16 protein-coding genes are annotated in these 16,134 nt (G+C 62.7%); 5 read left to right on the top strand and 11 right to left on the bottom strand.

The annotated features are described in order from the left end of the window. Nucleotides 1–10: 10 nt before the first annotated feature. The 3 genes from scpB to NE850_RS13435 are packed head-to-tail and all read right to left on the bottom strand — an operon-like array spanning nt 11 to nt 3,437. Nucleotides 11–811, bottom strand: coding sequence for a methylmalonyl-CoA decarboxylase (scpB, locus tag NE850_RS13445; protein WP_165187552.1), 801 nt, complete (start codon nt 809–811; stop codon nt 11–13). Then, on the bottom strand, nt 808–2,067 hold the full coding sequence (locus NE850_RS13440) for a CaiB/BaiF CoA-transferase family protein (protein WP_310698848.1): 1,260 nt from the start codon (nt 2,065–2,067) through the stop codon (nt 808–810). The genes scpB and NE850_RS13440 overlap by 4 nt, the downstream gene beginning before the upstream one ends. 41 nt (nt 2,068–2,108) lie before the next feature. Further along, nucleotides 2,109–3,437 carry an MFS transporter gene (locus tag NE850_RS13435; RefSeq protein ID WP_165187550.1) on the bottom strand — a complete coding sequence of 443 codons (1,329 nt, stop codon included), beginning with the start codon at nt 3,435–3,437 and terminating at the stop codon, nt 2,109–2,111. Between the two features lie 175 nt (nt 3,438–3,612). Here NE850_RS13435 and NE850_RS13430 point away from each other — a divergent pair, with 175 nt between their 5' ends. Then, nucleotides 3,613–4,530 carry a LysR substrate-binding domain-containing protein gene (locus NE850_RS13430; RefSeq protein WP_165187547.1) on the top strand — a complete coding sequence of 306 codons (918 nt, stop codon included), beginning with the start codon at nt 3,613–3,615 and terminating at the stop codon, nt 4,528–4,530. 28 nt (nt 4,531–4,558) lie between these two features. Here the strand turns inward: NE850_RS13430 and NE850_RS13425 are convergent, their stop codons facing one another. Continuing rightward, entirely contained in the window at nt 4,559–5,458 is a 900-nt protein-coding gene (locus NE850_RS13425; RefSeq protein WP_007178673.1) for a DMT family transporter, read from the bottom strand. A gap of 157 nt (nt 5,459–5,615) precedes the next feature. Between NE850_RS13425 and NE850_RS13420 the strand changes: the two genes are divergently transcribed. Further along, nucleotides 5,616–6,533, top strand: a complete 918-nt coding sequence (locus NE850_RS13420) for a helix-turn-helix domain-containing protein (RefSeq protein WP_007178672.1) — start codon at nt 5,616–5,618, stop codon at nt 6,531–6,533. 60 nt (nt 6,534–6,593) lie between these two features. Here the strand turns inward: NE850_RS13420 and NE850_RS13415 are convergent, their stop codons facing one another. Next, complete coding sequence (locus NE850_RS13415) at nt 6,594–7,814, bottom strand: aminotransferase class V-fold PLP-dependent enzyme (RefSeq protein WP_310698847.1); 1,221 nt, start codon at nt 7,812–7,814, stop codon at nt 6,594–6,596. A 161-nt stretch (nt 7,815–7,975) separates the two neighbouring features. On the opposite strand from NE850_RS13415, the gene NE850_RS13410 reads away from it, so the two are divergent. Continuing rightward, the gene (locus NE850_RS13410; protein WP_007178670.1) at nt 7,976–8,701 is read left to right on the top strand and encodes a GntR family transcriptional regulator; all 726 of its coding nucleotides are present in this window, start codon (nt 7,976–7,978) and stop codon (nt 8,699–8,701) included. Between the two features lie 358 nt (nt 8,702–9,059). Here the strand turns inward: NE850_RS13410 and NE850_RS13405 are convergent, their stop codons facing one another. Beyond that, complete coding sequence (locus tag NE850_RS13405) at nt 9,060–9,698, bottom strand: HD domain-containing protein (RefSeq protein ID WP_007178669.1); 639 nt, start codon at nt 9,696–9,698, stop codon at nt 9,060–9,062. A 239-nt stretch (nt 9,699–9,937) separates the two neighbouring features. Between NE850_RS13405 and NE850_RS13400 the strand changes: the two genes are divergently transcribed. After that, nucleotides 9,938–10,897, top strand: a complete 960-nt coding sequence (locus NE850_RS13400; RefSeq protein ID WP_007178668.1) for a GlxA family transcriptional regulator — start codon at nt 9,938–9,940, stop codon at nt 10,895–10,897. Between the two features lie 111 nt (nt 10,898–11,008). Beyond that, the gene (locus NE850_RS13395) at nt 11,009–11,767 is read left to right on the top strand and encodes an SDR family oxidoreductase (protein ID WP_007178667.1); all 759 of its coding nucleotides are present in this window, start codon (nt 11,009–11,011) and stop codon (nt 11,765–11,767) included. A gap of 78 nt (nt 11,768–11,845) precedes the next feature. Here NE850_RS13395 and NE850_RS13390 read toward each other — a convergent pair whose 3' ends face one another. The 5 genes from NE850_RS13390 to NE850_RS13370 form a co-directional block, all read right to left on the bottom strand. Further along, nucleotides 11,846–12,592 carry a winged helix-turn-helix domain-containing protein gene (locus tag NE850_RS13390; protein ID WP_007178666.1) on the bottom strand — a complete coding sequence of 249 codons (747 nt, stop codon included), beginning with the start codon at nt 12,590–12,592 and terminating at the stop codon, nt 11,846–11,848. Between the two features lie 858 nt (nt 12,593–13,450). Then, nucleotides 13,451–13,816, bottom strand: coding sequence for a response regulator (locus tag NE850_RS13385; protein WP_007178665.1), 366 nt, complete (start codon nt 13,814–13,816; stop codon nt 13,451–13,453). Between the two features lie 20 nt (nt 13,817–13,836). Continuing rightward, nucleotides 13,837–14,808, bottom strand: coding sequence for a chemotaxis protein CheX (locus NE850_RS13380; protein WP_007178664.1), 972 nt, complete (start codon nt 14,806–14,808; stop codon nt 13,837–13,839). A gap of 37 nt (nt 14,809–14,845) precedes the next feature. Next, the gene (locus NE850_RS13375; RefSeq protein ID WP_007178663.1) at nt 14,846–15,388 is read right to left on the bottom strand and encodes a hypothetical protein; all 543 of its coding nucleotides are present in this window, start codon (nt 15,386–15,388) and stop codon (nt 14,846–14,848) included. Then, the gene (locus NE850_RS13370; RefSeq protein WP_007178662.1) at nt 15,385–16,119 is read right to left on the bottom strand and encodes a methyl-accepting chemotaxis protein; all 735 of its coding nucleotides are present in this window, start codon (nt 16,117–16,119) and stop codon (nt 15,385–15,387) included. Before NE850_RS13370 ends, NE850_RS13375 begins: the two co-directional genes overlap by 4 nt. Between the last annotated feature and the right edge of the window lie 15 nt (nt 16,120–16,134).

Genomic DNA, 16,134 nt, shown 5'->3' with positions numbered 1-16,134 from the left:
GCAAACGATGTCACGTTCCCCCGAACACTGCCGCCCGTCTCTCCGAAAACGCCGCCAACCCTTCGCTGAAGTCAGCACTTTCGCACGCCTGCCGCCGCAGCTCCGCGATCTGCTCCATCGCCTGCACAGGCAGCGGCTGCAAGTCCTCGAGTATCCGCAATTGCTCCTTCACCGCCTGAATCGCAAGCGGAGCCTTGCCGGCAATCCCACGCGCCATGTCGAGCGCCGTTGCCTCCAGCCTGTCGCTGCCGACCAGCCGGTTGACCACGCCGAACCGCTCGGCACGCGCCGCATCGAGCGGCTGCGCGGTGAAGAACATCTCCTTCAGCACGTGAATCGGTACGTTGTTGAAGAACCGCAGCAAGCCGCTCGTCGTATAGGGCAAGCCGATGTTCGCCGGGGTCATTGCGAAACGGGCAGTCTCGTCGGCGACGACGAGATCGCAACTCATTGCCAGATCCACCGCGCCGCCCCACGCCGAACCCGACACCATCGCGATCACCACGCCCGGATACGCACGCACGCGGCGCAACGCCTGTTCGAGCGGCTTGCCGTAGGCGATCGGATCGCGGTCGTGCGCCAGTTCGCCGAGATCGTGACCCGCGCTCCAGACGTCCTGTCCGACGCCGCTGCCCAGTATCACGACGGGTATGCGCCGCGCAGCGAGTTCGACGAGGCGCGTGTCGAGCGCCTGCAGCAACTCGGCGCTGAGCGCATTCCTTCGCGTAGGATGACTGAACGTCAGGCGGGCGATCCGTTCATCGACGATATCGATTGTGACGGTAAATGGTGAAGGGTGCGTCGTACTCATTGTGTGACTCCCGCAGCGCGTTCCGAGGCTTTCTCCAGCGAATGATAGCCGCCCAGCTGATGCACGACCTTTGCGGCAAGCAACGCGTCGATCTGCGCGGCGTCGAAACCCGCCTCGCGCAACACGTCGACGGTATGTTCGCCGAGGCGCGGCGGCGCATGACGACTCGTGTGCCGCGCCGCGCCGTCCGAAGCAGCGGAACCCGACACGGGCGTCACAACCTGGCGCAACGCGCCGAGCGTCGGATGGTCGAGCGTCTCGACGAGTCGGCAATACTGCACCTGCGGGTCGCTGAACACTTCGTCGAGCGTATTGATCGGTCCGGCCGGCAGCCCCGCGTCGATGAACATCCCGGTCCACTCCCGCTTGCCGCGGGTCTTCAAACGCGCTTCGAGCACGGCCTTCAATTCGTCACGATGCGCGACACGCGCTTCATTGGTCACGAAGCGCGGATCGTCCGGCAATGCAGGCAGATCGAGCAACTGGCACAACCGCAGCCACATATCGGACGTGATCGGCGCGAGGTTGAGCGGACCGTCAGCGGTCTCGAACACGCCGTATGGCGCGATCACCGCGTGCGCATTGCCGGTGCGGCGCGGCACGTCGCCAAGGCTCAGGTAACGCTGACCATGCACGCTCAAGAGCCCAACCAGACTCGCGAGCAACGACGTGCTCACATGCTGGCCGCGCCCGGTCCGCTCACGTTCGAGCAGCGCGGCCAGAATCGCCATAGCGAGCCACATGCCCGAACTCAGATCGCCGATCGCGGTGCCCGTGCGCGTGGGGTCGCCATCGGCGAAACCGGTCAGGCTCATCAGGCCGGAATAGCCCTGTGCGATCTGATCGAAACCCGGCCAGCCGCTCATCGGACCTTCCGCGCCGAACGCGTTGATGCTGCCCATCACAAGACCCGGATTGCGCGCGCTCAGCACGTCGTAGCCGAGCCCCATGCTGTCGATGGTGCCTGGCTTGAAGTTTTCGATCACCACGTCGGCGCCGTCGATCAGACGGTGAATCGCGGCCAGTCCTTCAGGATGGCGAAAGTCGATGCACACTCCACGCTTGTTGCGGTTGCAGGACAGATAATACGTACTCACGCCGCGGTCGAACGGTCCCCAGGTCCGGCTCATATCGCCGCCCTGACCCGGCTCGACCTTGATGACGTCCGCGCCGAGATCGGCGAGCACCATCGAACAGAACGGCCCTGACAGCGCACGGCTCAACTCGACGACCTTGATTCCTTGTAACGCTTGCATCCGACTCTCCAGCGAATTGACGACGACAGATAAGAGGTGTGCTATTCCGGCAACGTCTGATGACGCGTCTCGATAGCGAACGGCAGAATCAGCAGCCCGATCACGAAGGCCGCCGCAGTCCACGCCACCGGCAAGCCGAGCGAGCCTTGCCAGTGAATCGCGGCGGCCAGCAGAAAGTTGACGCCGGCACCGAGCAGGCGGCCCACCGACGCATTGAAGGCGAACGCGGTGGCGCGAATTCGCGTCGGGTATTGCTCGGGTAGCCACAACGAGAAGATCGCGAAGTTGCCGCCGAAAAACCCAAGAAACAGCAGCGACACCATGAACAGGTTGAGTCCGTTCGGCAGATAGAAAACCCAGCCGAACGCGAACACGATCGACACGGCCATGCCGGCAAAGTAAGCGCCGAGCGCGAGCCGGCGGCCGAGCCGTTCCGCCAGCCAGGGCGCGGCAAGGCAGCCGAGTATCGTCCCCACGGACAGCACCGCCGCCCCGATCGACGCGAGATGCACGGCCCCGACGCGGCCGATGCCGGCGCGCGTCGCCAGTGTCACGACCGCGCTCGCTTCGTAGACCGAACCCGCCCACAGACCGATGATCGCGACGCCGACGAGACTCGCGCTAGTCAGCGTGCGACGCCGATACGCCGGCGCGAAGATTTCCAGCAACGGCCGGCGAGCCCGCACGGGCGGCGCGCTCGTCTGCCCGATGCCGTGCGTGGCCTTGCGCCACTGCCCCGGCTCCTTCACCTTGAGCACCGTGAAAATCGCGAGCAATGCCGGCGCGAGGCCGCACAGAAACATCGCGCGCCAGCCGTATGTCGCGCCAATGGTGTAGTTCAGCAAAGCAGCGAGGAAGAACCCCAGGTAGTAGCCCGTCTGCAGATAACCGGCGCCCATCTTGCGGCGATCCTCCGGCCAGCTTTCGGCCACATAGGTACCGGCCAGCGCCCATTCGCCGCCCACGCCGATGCCGGCAATCAGCCGGAACGCGGCCAGCTCCCAGACGTTGTGCGCAAACGCCGCTGCGCCGGTGAATACCGAGTAGATCAGGATGCTCGCGGCCAGCGTCTTGACCCGTCCGAAGCGGTCCGCGAGCGGTCCCCAGATGAACGACAGTCCCCAGCCGATCAGAAACAGCGCAAACAGGATCGAGCCGTACATGCCGAGGTTGCCGGGCGTGGCGGCAATCCCCGAAGCGGGCAGCAATTCGGCAAGCGCCGGGACCAGCACCAGCGCGTAGATCACCGAATCCACGCCGTCCATCACCCAGCCGGAGTAGACCGCCCAGAAGCCGCCGATCTGCTCGCGGGTCAGGGGCGTGCGCCGGGGCTTGAGCGCCGGCGTCGATGCAGCGATTACTTTGGCCATGCCTGTCTCCTGGCCGGCGTGAGCCGGCCGTTCTGAAGCGGCGCCGCACCGTTCAGAGCGGGCACGCTTCGGTTTTTTGTGAGTTGAGTATAAGAACGCGCTCGATAATCGAAAAATATGATATTTCTCTAGCTCGATCGGATTTCGTTATGGAATGAAGGAGCGAGCGACGCGCATGGACCTGCGGCAACTACGGTATTTCGTGAAGGTGGTGGAGTGCGGCAACGTCACGCGCGCGAGCGAGGCGTTGCATATCGCACAGCCCGCGATCAGCCAGCAGATGCGCAATCTGGAAACCGATCTGGGCATGCAACTGCTTGAGCGCAGCGTGCATGGCGTCGCGCCCACGGCGGCGGGGCAGACGCTGTACCGGCACGCCGTCGAATTGCTACGGCAAGCCGACGGCACGCGTGAACTGTTGCGTCAGGACGCGGAGTTGCCGCAAGGGAGAGTGTCGGTCGCCATGCCGTCGAGCACGACGCGCATGGTCGCCATCCCCCTCGCGCGCACGATTCGCGATCGTTATCCGGGGATCGCGCTGGAGTTGATCGAAGCGCCGAGTGCGGACCTCGCCAAATTGATCGGCGGCGGACGGGTGGAGTTGGCCGTGGTCGTCGACGCCGTCGAGACACGCGGCGTCGCCTCGCAGAAGCTGCTGACGGAAGCGCTCTATCTGATTGCGTGGCCGGAATTTGCGATGCCGCAGGAGCCCGTGCCGATCGCCGAACTGGCGCGCATGCCGCTGATCCTGCCGAGCGCACCGAATACGATTCGCAGCCGCGTGGAGTGGGCGCTGCGCGAGGCCGGGCAGCCCTGCGAGATTCTGTTCGAGGCCAGTTCCACCGCACTGCTGTTTGCCGCGGTGATGGCAAAGCTCGGCGTAACGATCTTGCCATGGACGGCGGCGCACGTCGAACTCGATGAACACAAGCTCAAGCTCGCCAAGGTCGACCACCCGCTGTTTTCGCGCGACCTGTCGCTGTGCTGGCACGACACGGCATTGCTAAGCAACGCCGTGCAGAAGGTGAAGGCGACGATCCTCGAAGTGTTCGACAGCCTCGGAAAGCGGCCCGAGTGGATAGGCGCGGATTAGCGCGCCGCCTTGCGCGGAACAATGCCCGTCAGGAAGTGCGCACGCGCCGCACAAAGATACGCCGCGTGAGATCGAAAGCCACCAGATTGCCGGCCACCACCAGCAACAGGCCGACCACGGCCAGCGCGGACCACTGATAGCCCTCGAATACCGTCGATACCGCCAGCGCCACGATCGGAAACAATACCGTGCAGTAAGCGGCGCGCTCGGGTCCGATGCGCCCGACCAGCATCAGATAGGCCGTAAAGCCGATCACCGAGCCGAAAATCGCGAGATAGGCGAGCGCGCCGAGATAACGCGCGGACGGCTCGACGGCGAACGAAAAGCCTGCCAATGCGCTGCCTACCGTCAGGACGCCGGCGCCGATCAGCATCGCCCAGCTATTCGTGGCGAACGGGTGCAAACCCATCGACTGCATCCGGCTCGACAACAGATTGCCAGCCGAAAAGCACAAGGTTCCGAGAAACGCGATTCCCAGACCGAACCAGGCGGCGTGATCGCCGAGATGTCCCGCCATCTGCTGAACGAACAGGCACACGATGCCGACGAGCCCGAGCAACGCCCCGGCGATCGCCGTGGGTTGCAAAGGCCGGCCCATGAACAGGCGGCCGTTGATCGAATTCAGCAGCGGCGCCGTGGAAAACACCACCGCCACGAGGCCGCTCGGCACGACCTGCTCTGCGTAGTAGAAGCACAGGAAATTAAGGCAGAAGAGCGCCAACCCTTGCGCAACCAGGAATCGCCATGCGGCGCGCGGCGGCCAGATCGGCCGGCGCATGATACGTAGCAACGCGAACAGCACCAGTGCCGCGATCCAGAAGCGCCAGGCAATCGACACCGGCGGCGGCACGTCCCCCAGTTGCCATTTGATGGCAATCCACGTGGTGCCCCAGATCAGAACGGTGGAGATATACAGCGACAGATTCATGGCCAGGCCTGCAACAGCGAATATGGGGAGCTCACTATGCCGCAGCCTGGCTGGCCGCACTTGTCCAGGATTGCGCACATTTCAGTAGCCGCACGCCGCCCACGCGGGCCATCGTATACTGGCGCTCATTCAGTCATGACAAGTATTCGCACGCTTCGTGAACACCAGACCGCCCGCTCCCGCGACCCACTCCACTGAAACGCCGTTCGGCCTTCAGTCGGTGTGTCACACGCTGAGCAGCGCGAACGCCAATCTGGACCGGTTCGCGTGGCTCGGCGACCGGCTGGCCATCGCCGTCTGGACGCGCGACACGGAAGAAGCCGAGACCGTCTATGAACGGCCCGGCCATCACACGCTGTCGTGCTATCTGGACGGCGGCTATCGCACCGAGCGCCAGAAAATGCCGGGGCATTACGGCGCGCCGTCGCGGCTCTGCGCGCTGCCCGGCGATCACGAATCACGCTGGTGGGTACGCGGGCACATGCATTTCATGCATCTGTACTTCCTGCCCGAGCATTTCACACAGCGCGCCGTTCAGGAACTCGACCGCGAGCCGCGCGAACTGACGCTCGCGGATCGCACGTATTTCGAAGACGCCCGCATCGCCAGTCTGTGCCAATCGCTTGCGAATGAAGACTGGGAGAACCCCGACGGCTTGCTGCGCACCAACGAGACCGCGCATCAGGTGCTGAGTCTGCTGTTGCGCGCCCAAGGCGTGCGCCGCACGGACGCGTCGCTCAAAGGCGGTCTGTCGGTCGCGACTCGCCGGCGGCTGCGCGACTATATCGAAAGCCATCTTTCGCAGACGCTTACGCTTGGTGAGCTGGCCGGCGTAGCGGCGTTGTCGGAATTTCATCTCGCGCGCATGTTCCGTACTTCGTTCGGACTGCCGCCCGCCGCGTGGATCGCGCAGCAGCGGCTCGAACGCGCCCGCACGTTGTTACGGACTACGACGCTACCGCTCGCGCAGGTCGCCGAGCAATGCGGCTACGCGAACGCCAGCCATTTCAGCCACCGCTTCCGCGAGAGCGTCGGCGTGGCGCCGACCGCGTACCGGCAGGCACTTGCGGCCTGAACGCAGGTCGGCGCGTGCTCAGGCCGCCACTTTCAGGCCTGAACGCAGATCGGCACGTGCTCAGGCCGCCACTTTCAACCCCAAGGCCGTGGCCGCCTGGCTCAACCATTCCATCGCGGCAGGCAAGCCGCTTTCCTTGAGCGGCACGCCCGCGAGCCGCAGACCCATTTCGCAGCCAGCCAGCGTGGCGAGCAGCATCAGATCGTTGCAGTCGCCCAGGTGGCCGATGCGGAACATACGCCCCTTCATCTTGCCGAGGCCCGTGCCGAGCGACATGTCGAAGCGTTCGTAAATGACCTTGCGCACCGCGTCGGCGTCGACACCGTCAGGCATCATCACGCCAGTGAGCACCGGGCTGTATACGGCAGGATCGGCGCACTGAATCTCCAGGCCCCACGCGCGCACCGCGCGGCGGGCCGCTTCGGCGAGACGTTCGTGACGGGCGAACACATTGTCGAGCCCTTCGCCGAGAATCATTTCCAGCGCTTCCGAGAGGCCGTAAAGCAGGTTCGTGTTCGGCGTATACGGCCAGTAGCCGGTCTTGTTCATCTCGACGATTTCAGCCCAGTCCCAGAAACTGCGCGGCAGTCTTGCCTGCTTGCTGGCCGCCACGGCTTTCGGAGAGATCGCGTTGAAGCTGATGCCGGGCGGCAGCATCAATCCTTTTTGCGAACCCGAGACCGTGACGTCGACGCCCCATTCATCATGACGGTAGTCGGCGCACGCAAGGCCCGAGATCGTGTCGACCAGCAGCAACGCCGGATGGCCAGCGGCGTCGATTGCGTGGCGCACGGCGGCGATATCGGAGGTCACGCCCGTCGACGTTTCGTTGTGCACCACGCACACGGCCTTGATCGCGTGTTGCGGGTCGGCACGCAGGCGCTCCTCGATCATTTGGGGCTGCACGCCGCGGCGCCAGCCTTCAATGCCCGGCAGACCGAGGAATTCCGGCTTCAGCCCGAGGCTGTCCGCCATCTTTTTCCACAGCGTGGCGAAGTGGCCCGTTTCGAACATCAGCACGTGGTCGCCAGGGCTCAACGTGTTCGACAGCGCCGCTTCCCAGGCGCCCGTGCCCGAGGCTGGATAAATCACCACGGGCTGCTGCGTCTTGAAGATTTTCTTGATGCCGTCGAGCACCGTCAGACCGAGCTCGCCGAACTCCGGCCCGCGGTGGTCGATGGTGGGGTAGCTCATTGCCCGGAGGATACGGTCGGGCACGGGGCTCGGACCGGGAATCTGCAGGAAATGACGGCCGGCGGGGTGAAAATCTAGCTTGAGCATTGGGCTCCTCCGATTTGAATTTTGCATTCAAAAAACTATATCAGATGAACGATGACGTACCCAAGACGAACGTCACTTTCTGGCACCCGTGTTTACCCGTGCTATTAACTAATCCTTGAGTTTCCTATAAAATCGCGCTATGAGAGGTTGAGGGCTTTTGTATGCAAAATTCTGGTTTTGAGACGGGCATCGCTCCTTCGCCGCTGATGCCGAAGGTCGAGCGGCAGCGTCTGCATGACACGGTGGTGGAGCACATCCGTCGCTTCATCGTCGAAGGCGCGCTCGAAGCGGGCAAGAAACTGAACGAGCGCGAACTGTGCGAGACGCTCGGCATTTCACGCACGCCATTGCGTGAAGCGCTGAAGGTTCTGGCTGCTGAAGGGCTGATCGAAATTTCGCCGAATCGCGGCGCGTCGGTATCGAAAATGTCGGAGGCCGAGTTGCGCGAGACCTTCGAATTGATGAGTGGTCTCGAGGCTTTTTCCGGCGAACTGGCCGCGGAGCGCATGACGGCGGCAGAACTCAGCGAGATCAAGGCGCTGCATTACGCCATGCTCGCGTGCCGTACGCAAAACGATCTACCTGGATACTACAGCCGCAATCAGGCGATTCACGACAAGATCAATGAGGCTGCCAGAAATTCGGCATTGAGGCAGACTTATATGGCGGTCAACCGGCGCCTGCAAGCGCTCAGGTTCCGGTCGAATTTCCAGGTTCCCAAATGGGATCGCGCGATTCACGATCACGACGAGATGCTGAAGGCGCTTGAGGCGCGTGACGGTAAGAAGCTGAGCGCGATTCTCCGGCAACACCTGCTCGATAAGCGTGATGCGGTTTTGCAGGTGCAGTCGCAGGAAGCGGCGGCTGCGTCGCCGCTGAAGACTTAAGGCACGGGATCGGTTTTGCCTTCGGTGCGGACGTACATGCTATGTCGACGCTGAAGGCGCCATATCCCCGCCTCCAGCCGTCCCCTGAACTTATCCCCACAAATTGTTTGCAAGGCTGTGGACAACCTGCGCACAGCCCACCCAAGTGATTGATGCAACGGGCCTATCCTGTGTCGGTGCAGCCACAGGCAACGCGGCTTCCCTGTGACAAGAGTGGTTCTCCAGTCAAGCACCGAGGCCGCGCATGCCGTCCGTCACGGGCGTCAAAGTCGCCCCGCTGTCGCTCGTCGCAATCATCGGTCTCGAACTGCTCGCCAAGCGGCTGCGTCGGACTCTTTGCCCGCGGCACAGACTCAACTCAGTCCTTCCAGGCCGAACCCAGGATCATCGTGCAGAAATTCTCGCGATGATAATGCGGATCCTTCACCGCCAGCACGTCCGCTTTCACGTTGCCGAAGGTAGTCTCCGGTTTGTGAATCGTGCCCTGCGCGAATGCGTCGATAATGCCTTCCTTGAAATGTGCGCCCCGCGGATGCGCGTGAATGACCTCGTGGCGCTGGTGCTCGGAGAATTCATCGTAGGTGAGGCCCAGCACGTCCATTTCCACGCCCGCCGTGACTAGCGCGATCACCGGCTTCATATGCTGCGGAATGCCTGGCGTGGTGTGCAGCGCGATCGAGTTCCACACCTGATCGATGTCGTCCTCACCAATGCCGTAGCGCCGCAGGAAATCACGCGCCGCGTTCGCGCCGTCCACCTCGAAGCGGTCGTGCTCGCTGCTATACGGCGCAACCAGTCCCATGTCATGAAACATCGCGCCGATGTACAGCAGTTCGGCATCGTACTTCAGCTGTTTGCGCGCGCCGGCCAGCGAGCCGAACAGGAAGACGCGCCGCGAATGGTGGTACAGCAGCTCGGTTTCGGTATCGCGCACGAGTTGAGTGGCTTCGCGCGCCATCATGCTGTCGGGAATCTGAATGCCTGCGATCGTGGTCATGTGATGAACTCCGTGATGGATTCGAATGAACGGGACGCGCGTTCTTGGTGATTTGAATGCGCGTTTGGTATGCTGGTCCGCGGCGCTTTTTTCAACCATTCAAGCGCCGCGTCCGATGAAATCCAGTATTGGTCAACGCATCGTCGCAAACAATCGCCGTGGACCGTTGAACACTGCCAAACGCACCGCGTTGACTGCCGCGGCATGCGGAGTCCGTCCGTCGTCAAAGGAAGTTTTCGATGCCCACCGTTGCGATCGCCATCTTTCCCGGGGTGCAGGCGCTCGACGTCGCCGGTCCCGTCGACGTGTTTTCCGAAGCCAACCGGTTCATCGCGCCCGACGATCGTTACGAGGTGACGCTGCTTGGCGCGGAATCCGCGCCATTGCGTGCGTCCAATGGCATGACGCTGGTCGCCGACGCTACTTTCAGCGAAGCACGTCACGCGTTCGATCTCGCGCTGGTCGCGGGCGGCCCGGCGCTGCCCGATCACGCGCCGGATGCGCGCGTACTGGATTGGCTAGCGAACGTCGCCAGCCAGTGCGGCCGTTACGGTTCCATCTGCACCGGCGCATTCGCGCTCGGCCACGCGGGCTTGCTCGATGGCCACAACGTCACCACACACTGGCAGCATGCGGCGCAACTGGCGGCGCAATTCCCCAACGCACGCGTCGATTTCGATCGTATCTATCTGCGCGATGGACCACTCGTGACGTCAGCGGGCGTGACGGCCGGCATCGATCTATCGCTTGCTTTGGTCGCCGAAGATCATGGGCCGCAGATCGCGCTCGCGGTCGCCAAACGCCTCGTGGTGTTCGCGCAGCGGCAAGGCGGTCAATCGCAATTCAGCCCTTATCTGACCGCACCTGCCGACGAGACGTCGCCGGTCGCCAAAGTCCAGGCACACGTCATGGAACGGATTCGCGAGAGCTTCACGGTGAAGCAACTGGCTGATGTCGCAGGTATGAGCGCGCGCAACTTCGCGAGGGTGTTCGTGCAGGAGACCGGGGTAACGCCGCATGAATTCGTCGAACGTGCCCGTGTGGATGCCGCGCGCAAGCTGCTTGAGAGCAGCGGCGCGGCGCTGAAGGCAATCGCGTACGACTGCGGCTTCGGCACGGCGGACCGCATGCGCATTGTCTTCACCAAGCGCATCGGCGCGACGCCCATGCAATACCGCGAACGCTTCCGGTCGCCCTGAGGCCGAGGCAACGCGCCCGGCCGTCAGCGTATGACGCTGGACACTGAGCGCAAGAAAATCTTGCGTGAGAAAATGGCCGCCTCGCTCAAGCCATTGATCCCAAGGACCGACATGACCACCTCTTCTCCGATCCGTGCGATCGTCACCGGCCACACCCGCGGTCTGGGCGCGGCGCTCGCCGAACAACTCCTTGCTCGCGGAATCGCGGTGCTGGGTTTGTCCCGCTCGCGTCACGCCACGCTCAAGGCACGCTTCCCGGCGCTGCTCGAAGAAATCGAACTGGAACTGGCCGACACCGCGCGCGTCACGCAATGGATCGCGACCGATGCGCTACGCGCATTCGCCAGCGGCGCGCAAACCGTTCTGCTGATCAACAACGCGGGGATGGTGCAGCCGATTGGCCCGATTGAAGGACAAGACGCGGCGGCCATCGCGAACGCGGTGAGCCTCAATGTCGCCACGCCGTTGATGCTCGCCAGCGCGCTCGCCGCAGCCGCCGTCGACGCCACCGACCGGCGCATCGTGCATATTTCCAGCGGCGCGGCACGCAATGCGTACGCTGGCTGGAGCATCTACTGCGCGACCAAGGCCGCGCTCGATCACCACGCGCGTGCCGTCTCGCTCGACGCGAACCGTGCGTTGCGCATCTGCAGCCTGGCGCCCGGCGTGATCGATACGAATATGCAGGCGGAGATTCGCGGCAGCGGAGTCGAACAGTTCCCGATGCGCGAGAAATTCGAAGACCTCAAACGCAACGGCCAACTCGCGACGCCCGAACAATGCGCCACCCAGTTGCTCGATTACGCATTGAGCGATGCATTCGGACAAACGCCGGTTGCCGACATTCGCGAGATCGCCAGACCGGCGTAATGAGCAAAAAACGCAGTAACATCGGAGCGGATCAAGTGCTCCCGAAAACTCTCACCTTTGCCCTGACTCGCCGCTGATTTACGCGCCGGGCGCGACCATTACGGTGCGCTCGGCCGCGCCGAGTTCGCCGTGCGGCACGAACACATAGCCGCGTCCCCACACAGTCTGCACGTAGCGCGGCTCCGAAGGATCGATCTCGATCAGACGACGCAGCCGCCAGATCGACACGTCGAGGCTGCGCCCTTGATGCAATACGCTGTTGCCACGCAGCTTCTCGTTGAGCTGCATGCGCGTGAGCACGGTCATCGCGTGATTGACGAAGATCTTCAGTAACGCAAACTCGGAACTGCGCAATGCGAAGTGCTCGTTGTCGCGGCGCAATTCGCGAGCGGAGAAGTTCAGTTCGCAGCGGCCGAAACGATAAGGCGGCCGGGTCTCAGGAGCGCCTGGCGCAACCGCGCCGCGGCGGCGTAGCAACACGCGAATGCGGGCGAGCAGTTCGGCCGGGTCGGCGGGTTTGCTCATGAAGTCATCTGCACCGAGCTCGAGACCTATCACGCGATCAATCGCCTTGCTGCTTGCCGACAGCAGAATCACGGGTACGTCGTTGCCGCCCATGCGCAAGTCGCGCAGCACAGCGAGGCCATCGCCATGCGGCGCCGAGATGTCGAGGACCAGTAGTGAAGGCCGTTCCATCTCGACCACGTGCTTGAGCCCCGCGCCAGGCGGACGTGCAGACACGCCGCAGCCCTGCCCGCGCAATGATTCGCCCACCACCGCAGTCAAGCCGGCATCGGCGCCCACGAAGAGAATATGCTGACTCATCCAACTGATTCCAGGAGACGATCGTTTTTCAGAGACAGGCACCTGGCGTGCGGATATAGTCAATCCGCGCCCGCTGTCGTCCGCGTCGCCAATCTTCTCTGCATGCGGGTATTCTCAAAACGCGGAACAGCCCCCAAGGTTGCCAGTTTCTTCCCAACTCTTTCAACGCGGAACGTGATACGCGGCGGCGCGTGTGGCGCACCGTACGCGTTGCCCGCGTGCTCCCGAAAACACTCACCTTTGGCATGGAGCGCTTGGGATCCTGCGTGAAGTGCGCGTTGAACTGCTCCCGAAAACGCTCACCTTTCGAGCTTGGGGGCAGGCCGCAACAGCATGCTGGGCGTGGCACGGGTGCTCCGGAACAGGCCACTCCCGCAAACCCTCACCTTTAAATCCGGCGGACTAATTTGCATACCCAGGTAAGCGGCCGTGTGCGCGCAGCTTTACAGCCGCTGGAGAGGCGCGACTCGCGCGTGGGACGGATATTGTGATCGAAGTGTGCCGGTCATCGACACCATCGTGCTGAAACAGAGCGGCCTGGTGAGTGCAGATCGACCTTGCCGCTCACCGTTTTCAATCCGAGGCATGATAGATAGCGCACGCGTGCATCACGCATGCCTCAATGTGAACGACGCTTTCTGGCCGCCGTCACATGGATACTCGAAAGATCCCGAATATTCTCACCTTTGAACAGGCGAACGGATCCAAAGGCATCGCCTCGATCGCCAGACCGGCCGGTTTATTCGCTTATATAGCGTGTTTCGGCCGCCGCAGTGACTGCGCAACAGAGTCAAAACCACGCGCGCACACGGCTCCCGAAAACACTCACCTTTGCGTGCGAGGACTGCGCAGCCGCGTCTAGCTCGCCAGTTTGCGAAACGTTTCCAGCACTGCGTCGCCCTTGAACGGCTTGACGATCCATCCCTTGACGCCTGCCGCCTTGCCGCGCTCCTTCATCGCCGGGCTGCTCTCGGTCGTCAGCATGATGACGTTGACGGTCTTGTTCGCGAGCTCACCGCGAATCTTCTCGACCATCGTCAGGCCGTCCATATTCGGCATGTTGACGTCGCTGATCACCAGCTTGATGCCGGGGCTGGCCTTCAGCTTGGCGAGGCCGTCCTTGCCGTCCACCGCCGTGTCGACGTCCAGACCGTTTTTCTTGAGAAAGCCGGCCACTTCGTCGCGCACCGTGCTCGAATCATCCACCACCAGAATTTTCGACATGTTTTTTCCTATGACCACACTCAGAACAGATCCAGTTCGCCTGCCTCGACCATTGCGCCGACGTCGTCCGCGACTTCCTTGAAGTCCTCCGGCGACCAGCTCAGGCTGAACACAAAACGTTGATGCAACTTGACCGCCCGGGTCGACTTCGGGTCTTTCAACCAGTACGTGAAGCACAGTTGCGGATTGCCGCTGCCAAACGAGATGTACTTGTGCTTGTGATTCACCAGCAGCGGCACCTGGACCTGGCTGCGTGCCCAGGCATCCGCATCGCCTACATAGCGGTTCCGGAAGGAACCCCAGATCAGATTCGTCACCTCGCCGAGCACGCTGTTGAGATCGCGGAAATCCGCCTCGCCGCGCTGCGTGTTGTCGATCATCTGGTGACGATCGAGCAGTTCGAGGATCGGCGTCTCTTCGGCCTGCATCATCATGTAGCCGCGGCACCATGCGCTTTCCAGCGGAATCAGGCTGAACACCTCGCCGAAGATAATGCGGTCGCGCACGATATGCGGCGTGTCGCACGTGATGGTCAGATCCTTGAACACGTCGCCGAGAATGGCTTGTGTCATGTCGGCAATGCCACGCACCAGCGCGTTCGGATAATCCAGGCTGAAGATGTACTCGTCGATCACCTGGCGCAGCGGCGCCATATCGTGGGCGACATACGCGGCGCACACCACGCGTCGCAAGCCCTCCGGCAAGTCGTCCATGCCTGGGTCGTTATCCCGACGCATGATGATCGGCAACTCGGGGCGCACCGCGTTGATCCTGATCGCGATTTCGGCGCTGGCTTCCGGCGAACCGCCGTAACGCTCGGCGAACAACACCGCGCCCAGATCGATATTCGAGCGCAGGACCGACTGCAGGCGGTTTTTGGCGACTTTCACGCCGACCAGGTTGTTCTCGTCGCAGAAGCGCTTCAGCGCTTCTTTGTGAGCCGGGCAATCGTCCAGCACCAGCACTTTGCTGACCGGTTTGTTCATGTTCATCTCGCGTTCCTGCTCACAGCGGCAATGGCTTGCCCAATCAAAACAATTCCAGCTCGCCGCCGGTTTCTTCGAGCGCGCTCGTGTCGGCGACGAAGTCGATCGGCGCATAGGCGCATACGCATACCGTCGCGGCAAGCCGCACGGTGCCGTTCAGCGTGACCGAATACGACGACAGCAAACCCGGCTTCAATTCATGCAGATGCGGCAGGCAACGCGCGTTCAGCACGTAAGGCGTCGACATGCCGAGGTCCGGAAAGTAGCGCAACAACTCCTGATTCATCGCCCCGCAACACAGATTGCAGATTTCCAGAAAGACTTCCTGGAACGGCCGCTCGTCGGCGGCGTCTTTGAGGTAGTAAGCGCGCGTGCTCTCGTCTTCGTCGAAATGAAGAATCAGCAACAACCTGAACACGATCGACGAAATGGTCAACACGACCACTTGCGTGTCTTTGGATACTCCAACGCTGGCGTCGGCAATCGGCGCGATCTCGCACAGATCGCCGGCATCCAGCGGCAAACGCGCCTGGGCGGCCTTGCGGAAAATGCGGTCGAAGCTGTCCTTGGCGTGGACCGAAATCACACCGCCACCTCATGCAGCTTCGAATGAAACTGATTGGCCAGCGACTCGACGCTGGCGAGCGACGCCGCGATCATCTTGCCACCCGCCTGAATGTCCTGAAACGTGGAAGTCGTGGTCAGGTCGTTGCGGTGCAGGCTGTCGCGATAGCTCTTCGACAACTCTTCGGACCGCGCGGCAAGCGCGCGCACTTCGCTCGCCACCACCGCGAAGCCGCGACCGGCCGGACCCGCCCGCGCGGCTTCGATCGACGCGTTCAGCGACACGATCACCACATGCCGCACAATCGACGACAGTTCCTGATTCTTCGCGTGCATGTCGTTGTTTTGCGTCATGAGCGAAATCATCTGCTCGTGCCAGCGCTCGAACGTCGCGCCGAGACTCTTCAGACGCTCGGCCTCGCCGGCGATCTTCTGGGCCTGATGTGCCAGTTGGTCTTTGTCCTCGGTGGCCGCTTTCAGCGCGGCGCGCAGTTCTTCGGCGTTTGCCGTCTGGAGCGCGAGTTCGTCGCGCAACTGCGTGGTCAGCGCTTGCAGTTCCTGTTCCGCCCGCTCGCGCTCCGCAATCGCTGCGCCATGCCCGGCCTGGGCGGCCTCGAGTGTGTCGATCCGCGCTTGCGCTTTCGCGTGCAGCCGTGCCGTCAGCTTTGCGCTGTGCAGCTTGTGCGCGGCAAATGCCAGCAGCGCGGTGACCGCGCTGCTGGCTGCTACCGCCAATACATACTGTTGAATCACAACCGTTTCCTTCAA

This window comes from Paraburkholderia sp. USG1, from assembly GCF_031570135.1.
GTDB classification, from domain to species: domain Bacteria; phylum Pseudomonadota; class Gammaproteobacteria; order Burkholderiales; family Burkholderiaceae; genus Paraburkholderia; species Paraburkholderia dioscoreae.
Note: the sequence above shows the minus strand (reverse complement) of the source record. Positions and strands in the feature narration are given on the sequence as shown.

What these genes read in the sequence shown, in the direction of transcription:
- scpB (WP_165187552.1), bottom strand. Translation starts at nt 811, where the DNA reads ATGAGTACGACGCACCCTTCACCATTTACCGTCACAATCGATATCGTC.
- NE850_RS13440 (WP_310698848.1), bottom strand. Translation starts at nt 2,067, where the DNA reads ATGCAAGCGTTACAAGGAATCAAGGTCGTCGAGTTGAGCCGTGCGCTG.
- NE850_RS13435 (WP_165187550.1), bottom strand. Translation starts at nt 3,437, where the DNA reads ATGGCCAAAGTAATCGCTGCATCGACGCCGGCGCTCAAGCCCCGGCGC.
- NE850_RS13430 (WP_165187547.1), top strand. Translation starts at nt 3,613, where the DNA reads ATGGACCTGCGGCAACTACGGTATTTCGTGAAGGTGGTGGAGTGCGGC.
- NE850_RS13425 (WP_007178673.1), bottom strand. Translation starts at nt 5,458, where the DNA reads ATGAATCTGTCGCTGTATATCTCCACCGTTCTGATCTGGGGCACCACG.
- NE850_RS13415 (WP_310698847.1), bottom strand. Translation starts at nt 7,814, where the DNA reads ATGCTCAAGCTAGATTTTCACCCCGCCGGCCGTCATTTCCTGCAGATT.
- NE850_RS13410 (WP_007178670.1), top strand. Translation starts at nt 7,976, where the DNA reads ATGCAAAATTCTGGTTTTGAGACGGGCATCGCTCCTTCGCCGCTGATG.
- NE850_RS13405 (WP_007178669.1), bottom strand. Translation starts at nt 9,698, where the DNA reads ATGACCACGATCGCAGGCATTCAGATTCCCGACAGCATGATGGCGCGC.
- NE850_RS13400 (WP_007178668.1), top strand. Translation starts at nt 9,938, where the DNA reads ATGCCCACCGTTGCGATCGCCATCTTTCCCGGGGTGCAGGCGCTCGAC.
- NE850_RS13395 (WP_007178667.1), top strand. Translation starts at nt 11,009, where the DNA reads ATGACCACCTCTTCTCCGATCCGTGCGATCGTCACCGGCCACACCCGC.
- NE850_RS13390 (WP_007178666.1), bottom strand. Translation starts at nt 12,592, where the DNA reads ATGAGTCAGCATATTCTCTTCGTGGGCGCCGATGCCGGCTTGACTGCG.
- NE850_RS13385 (WP_007178665.1), bottom strand. Translation starts at nt 13,816, where the DNA reads ATGTCGAAAATTCTGGTGGTGGATGATTCGAGCACGGTGCGCGACGAA.
- NE850_RS13380 (WP_007178664.1), bottom strand. Translation starts at nt 14,808, where the DNA reads ATGAACATGAACAAACCGGTCAGCAAAGTGCTGGTGCTGGACGATTGC.